This is a genomic window from Facklamia languida CCUG 37842, from assembly GCF_000245795.1.
GTDB lineage: Bacteria > Bacillota > Bacilli > Lactobacillales > Aerococcaceae > Facklamia > Facklamia languida.
Genome location: NZ_JH601133.1, coordinates 1,247,139 through 1,253,886 on the forward strand (window position 1 = coordinate 1,247,139; position 6,748 = coordinate 1,253,886).

A 6,748-nucleotide genomic window follows, 5' to 3' on the forward strand; every position below is an offset into this window, starting at 1 on the left:
GAGGGGATTCTATGCGACCATATCAAGGTTATATTATTGATTTAGACGGGACAACTTATGTTGGCCAACACTGTTTACCAGAGGCTGAAGATTTTATTCATCAGTTAAAAGCGGCTAATCGCCATTATCTCTTTATGACCAATAATGCAACAAGAAGTATCGAGGCCATCTATGACCACTTATTTCATGATCTAAACCTGCCCGTTACGCCGCATCAAATTTATACGTCTGCAACGGCAGCGGTCGAATACCTGAAACAAAATCATGCGGACCAAAGAATAATGGTTATCGGTGAACCTTCTTTGAAGCAGGCGGTTGAATCGAGTGGTCTCTGCTTGGATCAAACTCGAGATGCAGAGGTTGTGCTTCAAGCCTTGCAACGGGATGTGACATACTCAGACTTGTTGACGGCAACGCAGGCTCTTTTGAAGGGGGCGGATTTTGTCGTAACCAATCAAGATCAATTGATTCCAACTGAAGAGGGGCCTGCACCTAGTTCTGGACCGATCACCGCTTTTCTTGAGCGGGCCAGCCAAGTCAAGCCCCATTTAATCGGCAAGCCTTCTCCCTCGATTATCGAAGCAGCCATCAATAAAATGGGCCTGACCAAAGATAAGGTCCTAGTAGTTGGCGATAATTATGAGACGGATATACAAGCCGGTTATTTAGCGGGGGTCGACACCCTATTAGTTCTAACAGGTGTTACGGATAAGACAATGATTCCTCACTTTACCTATCAGCCGACCTATATTCTGGATGATTTAAGTCAAGTGGTTGTCCAATGAAGCAACAAGTGCGATCAATCCTAACAACGCTCCTCTTTATCTTAACGAGCTTGAGCTTAGCTATCATCACGACCCTTTTGACTTCACCAATTATTTATCGTTTGGCCAACCAATTCTTTCATTGGCAAGACCAGGTTGGAATCAGCCAAGAAGCCTTACTTGATAACTATCAGCGAATGATCGACTATCTGATTTTTCCAGCCTATACCGCATTAGAACTACCAGACTTTTCTTTCTCGACGGGTGGTTTACAGCACTTTGCGGAAGTTAAGCTACTTTTCCAACTTACCATGGTTGTAGGGATTGTCTGCATCATCCTATCAGGCTTTACCATCTATCATTTACGACACCGAAAGCGTAAAGTGCCTTACTTAAAATATTGGCTAAAGGGAGCTTTTGTCTTACCTTTGCTGCTTCTTTTCGTCTTTTTTATCGCTTTTGATCAGGTGTTTATCAGCTTTCACCATCTTCTATTCCGCAATGACTTATGGCTATTTGATCCATTGACGGATCCAATTATTCAAGTGCTTCCTCAATTTTTCTTTATGATCTTATTCATTGTGACGATTATTTATTATGCGATTTATTTGCTGGCCATCCAATGGTCCTTTTACCATAAATTAAAATAGATGATCCAACAAAAAAGACCAGCTTGTGGACGATGTGCCAAAGCTGGTCTTTTTGAATCAAGCGGTTTGCTTGGTTAGAGATTTACTTCATGTTGAGCATGGGCAATTCGGCTTGCAGCAGCAGCTGCTAGGGCCCCCACTATATCATCAATGAAAGTGTTACATAACTTGCCTTTTTGGTCGTTTAATTCCCCAATAATTCCGGGCTTTAATTTGTCAACGTAACCGAAGTTCGTCAATCCAATAGAACCATAAACGTTCACAATTGATAGGATCAGGATTTCATCGATTCCATAAAGGCCCTCATCACGCATGAGGATATCGGTCAGAATGGGGGACAACTTTTCTTCTTCAGCAAGCTTATCTAATTCAATCCCTGTTACGATCGCATTTTGCACTTCACGTTTTTGCATGACAGCATGGACATTTTCAATGCAAGTCTCCTTCGTTAAGTCGCTCACATATGCGCCTTGTAAATCTAAAACAATATCTGCAATATCTGCTATTTTGACTCCGCGTTCTTCGAGTAAGCGATAGGCTTCTTGCATCAGACGGTTTTCTTCGACAACTGCTTTTGAATTTTTCATTAAAGTATCTCTCCTTCAAATAAACTGGATGAATGAATGGGGGATGGTTGATAGGACGGGTTCGCATAGTAGAGGGCTTGGTTTACAGCAAGCGGGGCCTCTCCAAATCCACTTGCAATAATTTTGACTTTGCCGTCATAGTGAGCGATATCGCCAACTGCAAAGATTCCTTTAACAGTTGTTTCCATATGACAATCGACTTGAACTTGATTGTGTTGAATGGCAACCCCCCATTTTTTGGCGCTATTTAATGAGGTAGAAAAACCATAATTGACCACTAGCTGATCGACTTCAAGAAAGAGGGGGTCTTTGGTTTTAGCGCGTTCCAGGTGAAGACCCGTGAGTTGACCAAGGTCACCTTGTAATGCCTTGATGAGATAAGGCTTTATCTGCTGAACACTTGAATGTTCCAATCGCTCAACACTATACTCGAGGGCACGAAACTGGTCACGGCGATGAATGAGATAGACCCTATCAGCAATACCTTCTAAGGTTAAAGCCCAATCAACAGCTGAGTCCCCGCCACCCGCCAGGGCAACCGTCTTTCCACGAAAGTCTTCTGGATTCTTTATAATATAATGCAGGCTTTGATCTTCGTATTCCTGGGCCTTATCTAAGTTAAGCTTGCGGGGTTGAAAAGCACCATTTCCAGTAGCGATAATAACGGATTTCGCATAATGTGTGGTCTGGTTAGTCTGTATTTCGAAAATTCCTTGGTCATTTTTGGTAATCATCAGGACTTCTTGACCCAAGCAAAAATCATTCTCAAATCGACTTAACTGGTTTAGAAGTTGTTGGGTGAGTTCTGTCCCTGTAATGGAGGGGTAGCCAGGAATATCATATATAAGTTTTTCACCATAAATATGAGCGGGTTGACCACCTGGAGCCTTTAATGAATCAAGGACTTTGACACTTGCTTTTCGCATTTGAGCATAGAAGGCTGTATATAAACCAACGGGTCCCGCCCCAATGATAAGTATATCGGTTAGCATTGCATTTAATTCCTCCTACTCTTTACAAATTAGAAGATAGAGACATAAAGATACCGCATGATGACGGCTACCAACCCACCCGTTAAGACACCAGCAAAAACTTCCGTCGGAGTATGGCCTAAATACTTGGTAATGACTAAATCTTCGTAACGATCGAGAGCATTCTCGTCAATAGTGGGGTTGGTCAATTCCTCTGAGCGCGATTCAGCAATGGCTTGTTTGATCTTCTCTTCTTTGTTGGTGATTTGCCGAATAAGGGCATCGATGACCAAGCCTTGTTCGCCACTTTGCCGTCGAACACCCATCGAATCAAACATGATGATGACCCCGAAGACTGTGGCAATTGCCACTAAGGGGGAGGAAAAACCGTATTCAAATACTAGACTCGTGATTAAACTCGCAACGGCTGCCGAGTGTGAAGAAGGCATACCGCCTGTTGAAGTCATGATTTCAATTTTTGGAGACTTTTTGCTAAAGAAAGCAATCGGATATTTTATGGCTTGAGCAAAAAAGATAGCGGTAAAAGCGCTAATAAGTGGATAATTCATATGCTTTAAATCCTTTATTTTATTTCGTTATAACTTATCTTACCAAAAATAGGCCCCTTTAACTATAAATTTTCAAATATTTACGATAGAATAAAGAAGCATATTTAATCAGAAAAGGAGTTTCATGATGTCAAAATTTCCACAACTTATGGCAAATGAACTGAAAGCAGATGTTATTTTACATACCACTAAGGGGGACATTCAGATAGCCCTCTTCCCGGAAGCAGCCCCTAAGGCAGTTGAGAATTTTCGAACATTAGCTCAAGAAGGTTATTATGATGGGGTGATCTTCCACCGAGTGATTCCGGACTTTATGATTCAAGGTGGGGATCCATCTGGAACAGGTCGCGGTGGGACAAGTAAGTGGCAAGAAGCTTTTGAAGATGAATTCGATGACTCGGTCTTCAATTTATATGGTGCCTTGTCGATGGCCAATGCGGGACCCAATACAAACGGCAGTCAATTTTTTATCGTAACTGCTCCTGAAGTGCCAGAAGATTTACTCGACCAAATGAAGTCGCTCGAGTATCCGAGTCAAATAATTCAGGCTTATCAAGAAAAGGGAGGAACCCCTTGGCTGGACAATCGTCACACGGTCTTTGGCCATGTTGTAGCAGGTATGGAACATGTTCTATCGATTCAAAATGTTGAAACAGGACTCCAAGATAAACCCATCGAAGATGTTGTGATCGAATCCATTACGGTTAATGACTAGAGATGAGGGATATGTGATGAGTCAATTCAAAATTGGAGATATCATCGAAGGCGAAGTCACAGGTATCCAGAATTATGGTGTTTTTGTCAACTTATCAGAACGCGAGCAAGGGCTTGTGCATATTTCTGAATGTAAGCATGGCTATATGGGCGACCTGTCAGATTTTGTTAAAGTGGGAGATAAGGTAAAAGTAGTGATCATCGATATCGATGAATACAGCCATAAGATCTCCCTCTCCATTCGAGCATTGGATAAGTTGAATATTCCTCCCTATCCAAAAAGGAACCGACGCCGAAAAAAACGCAAAACACCTGATATTGGTTTTGAAACAATCAAAAATCAGATGCCCATCTGGATCGCAAAGGCTCTAAAGTCGATCGACCATAATGAATTTAATACCAAAGTCGAAGTCTAAATATACGCTTGAATACCAGACCCAGGTTAAGGAGGAAAAACAATGGAAGTAATTAAACTGAATGATCAGTATATTCAACCATTTGTCTCTGAACAAGAGATTGAACAAATAACGCCTTATGCTCAACTCGCTCTAAGCCAATTGCTAGAGGGAAAAGGTGCGGGAAATGATTTCATTGATTGGGTCCAATGGCCCACAAGCTATGATAAGGAAGAATTTCAACGTATTAAACAAACGGCTCAAAAAATACAATCAGATTCAGATGTATTGGTGGTCATTGGAATTGGCGGATCCTATCTGGGTGCACGTGCAGCCATCGACTTTCTCAGCCATACTTTTTACAATGAAGTGAGCCCTAAACGGGGTTGCCCGAAGATCTACTTCCTTGGTAACCACCTATCTTCTAAGTATTTAAATGAGTTGCTTGAGGTGATTGGAGAGCAAGACTTCTCAATTAATGTTATTTCCAAGTCTGGTACGACAACTGAACCTGCCATCGCCTTTCGGATTCTTAAGGAAAAGCTGATCCGTAAATATGGTAAGGAAGAAGCGAATCGTCGGATCTATGCGACTACGGACCAAGATAAAGGAGCTTTACGTAGTGAGGCAGATGAGAATGGTTATGAGACTTTTGTTATCCCAAGCGGGATCGGTGGGCGGTTTACTGTTCTAACGGCAGTAGGTCTTTTGCCGATTGCAGTAGCTGGATTAAATATCGAGGCGCTCATGGGTGGGGCAGAGAAGGCGACAGCTCTCTACCAACAAGAGGATGTCTCAAAGAATGAGGCGATACGCTATGCGATGATCCGCAATATTCTCCACCGAAAAGGCAAGCAAGTTGAAATATTGGCCAATTATGAGCCCAACCTAAGGTCCTTTGGTGAGTGGTGGAAACAACTCTTCGGAGAATCTGAAGGCAAGGACCATAAAGGGATCTTCCCAACAACTGCTAATTTTACAACCGACCTCCATTCGATCGGCCAGATCATTCAAGATGGCCCGAGGAATCTTTTTGAAACAGTCCTAACCGTTAAAGAATCACCATCAGAGGTCAGAATTATGGCTGACGAGAAAGACTTGGATGGATTAAATTACTTAGAAAATAAAACATTAGCAGAAGTCAATCAGAAGGCATTCCAAGGAACACTTATGGCGCATACCGATGGTGGAGTTCCCAACGTGGTCATTGAATTAGCGGATATGACTGAGGGGACATTAGGTCAATTGATCTATTTCTTTGAAATAGCGGTTGCGATTTCTGGATATTTAAATGGTGTGAATCCATTTGACCAACCAGGTGTGGAAGCCTACAAACGTAATATGTTTGCTTTACTCGAGAAACCTGGCTACGAAAAATTAGCAGACCAAGGTTAGTGCGTAAAGTGTTTTTATACTGCTCTAGATGAAGAACTCTCACAATGAGGGTTCTTTTTTTGTATGATTTCTTCTATATAGAGGGAAAAACTTAAACAGTTTATTTAATAGAAGCAAGTCTATTAGTAGAGAGCGATCTTTAATGAAAGGTCACTAAAAGTAAAAACGAAAAAATAGAAGAGGTCTCGCTATAAAAGCAAAAAGTGTAAAGATGATAAAATAGAGATTGACAAGCTTAAGAAAGGAGACTAAAATAATTAACACATTTGAAATAAGTGCATGAGTCAAAAATATTTCAAAAAAAGGCTTGACGTTGTCTGGCGTCTCATGCTATATTATTTCTTGTCGTCAAGACGGCGACCGGTTAGCTGGAAAAGAAGATAAGAAAAATACAAAAAAGTATTTGACAATCATCTGAACCCGTGCTAACATAAAGAAGTTGTCACTCAAACGAGCGACAACCAAGCTCATTGAAAACTGAACAAAGACAAACACCAAGATGTGTAGGGGCGATTCGAAGGAATCGCACAACCGAATAAATTTCGAGACGAGTGAAGGAACACTCTAAAAAATCCAAAGCTAGTATTTAAATGAGTCAAAGGACTCATGAATACGACTTGAGGCATAAGCTTCAAGTCACACTTTCATGAGAGTTTGATCCTGGCTCAGGACGAACGCTGGCGGCGTGCCTAATACATGCAAG

The 6,748-nt window shown here is 41.6% G+C and carries 8 protein-coding genes and 1 rRNA gene (1 of these 9 running past the window's edge); 6 read left to right on the forward strand and 3 right to left on the reverse strand.

Annotated features, from left to right (window positions below; all coding sequences use genetic code 11):
* The first annotated feature begins 11 nt into the window (after positions 1 to 11).
* Positions 12 to 785: a TIGR01457 family HAD-type hydrolase gene (locus tag HMPREF9708_RS05750; protein ID WP_006309319.1), complete on the forward strand. Its 774-nt coding sequence runs from the start codon at positions 12 to 14 to the stop codon at positions 783 to 785.
* On the forward strand, positions 782 to 1,414 hold the full coding sequence (locus HMPREF9708_RS05755; protein ID WP_006309320.1) for a TIGR01906 family membrane protein: 633 nt from the start codon (positions 782 to 784) through the stop codon (positions 1,412 to 1,414). Before HMPREF9708_RS05750 ends, HMPREF9708_RS05755 begins: the two co-directional genes overlap by 4 nt.
* A gap of 74 nt (positions 1,415 to 1,488) precedes the next feature.
* On the opposite strand, the gene HMPREF9708_RS05760 is transcribed toward HMPREF9708_RS05755, so the two are convergent.
* From HMPREF9708_RS05760 to HMPREF9708_RS05770, 3 genes are read right to left on the reverse strand one after another with little or no spacing between them, the layout of a single operon-like run.
* Complete coding sequence (locus tag HMPREF9708_RS05760) at positions 1,489 to 2,001, reverse strand: phosphatidylglycerophosphatase A family protein (protein ID WP_006309321.1); 513 nt, start codon at positions 1,999 to 2,001, stop codon at positions 1,489 to 1,491.
* Positions 2,001 to 2,993, reverse strand: coding sequence for an NAD(P)/FAD-dependent oxidoreductase (locus tag HMPREF9708_RS05765; protein ID WP_006309322.1), 993 nt, complete (start codon positions 2,991 to 2,993; stop codon positions 2,001 to 2,003). The genes HMPREF9708_RS05760 and HMPREF9708_RS05765 overlap by 1 nt, the downstream gene beginning before the upstream one ends.
* A gap of 29 nt (positions 2,994 to 3,022) precedes the next feature.
* Positions 3,023 to 3,541, reverse strand: a complete 519-nt coding sequence (locus HMPREF9708_RS05770) for a divergent PAP2 family protein (protein WP_006309323.1) — start codon at positions 3,539 to 3,541, stop codon at positions 3,023 to 3,025.
* 127 nt (positions 3,542 to 3,668) lie between these two features.
* On the opposite strand from HMPREF9708_RS05770, the gene HMPREF9708_RS05775 reads away from it, so the two are divergent.
* From HMPREF9708_RS05775 to HMPREF9708_RS05790, 4 genes are all read left to right on the forward strand, one after another.
* Positions 3,669 to 4,256: a peptidylprolyl isomerase gene (locus HMPREF9708_RS05775; RefSeq protein ID WP_006309324.1), complete on the forward strand. Its 588-nt coding sequence runs from the start codon at positions 3,669 to 3,671 to the stop codon at positions 4,254 to 4,256.
* Between the two features lie 16 nt (positions 4,257 to 4,272).
* Positions 4,273 to 4,671: a CvfD/Ygs/GSP13 family RNA-binding post-transcriptional regulator gene (locus HMPREF9708_RS05780; RefSeq protein WP_006309325.1), complete on the forward strand. Its 399-nt coding sequence runs from the start codon at positions 4,273 to 4,275 to the stop codon at positions 4,669 to 4,671.
* Between the two features lie 42 nt (positions 4,672 to 4,713).
* Positions 4,714 to 6,045, forward strand: coding sequence for a glucose-6-phosphate isomerase (locus HMPREF9708_RS05785; RefSeq protein WP_006309326.1), 1,332 nt, complete (start codon positions 4,714 to 4,716; stop codon positions 6,043 to 6,045).
* A gap of 642 nt (positions 6,046 to 6,687) precedes the next feature.
* Positions 6,688 to 6,748 (forward strand): 16S ribosomal RNA (locus HMPREF9708_RS05790) (it continues 1,488 nt past the right edge of the window).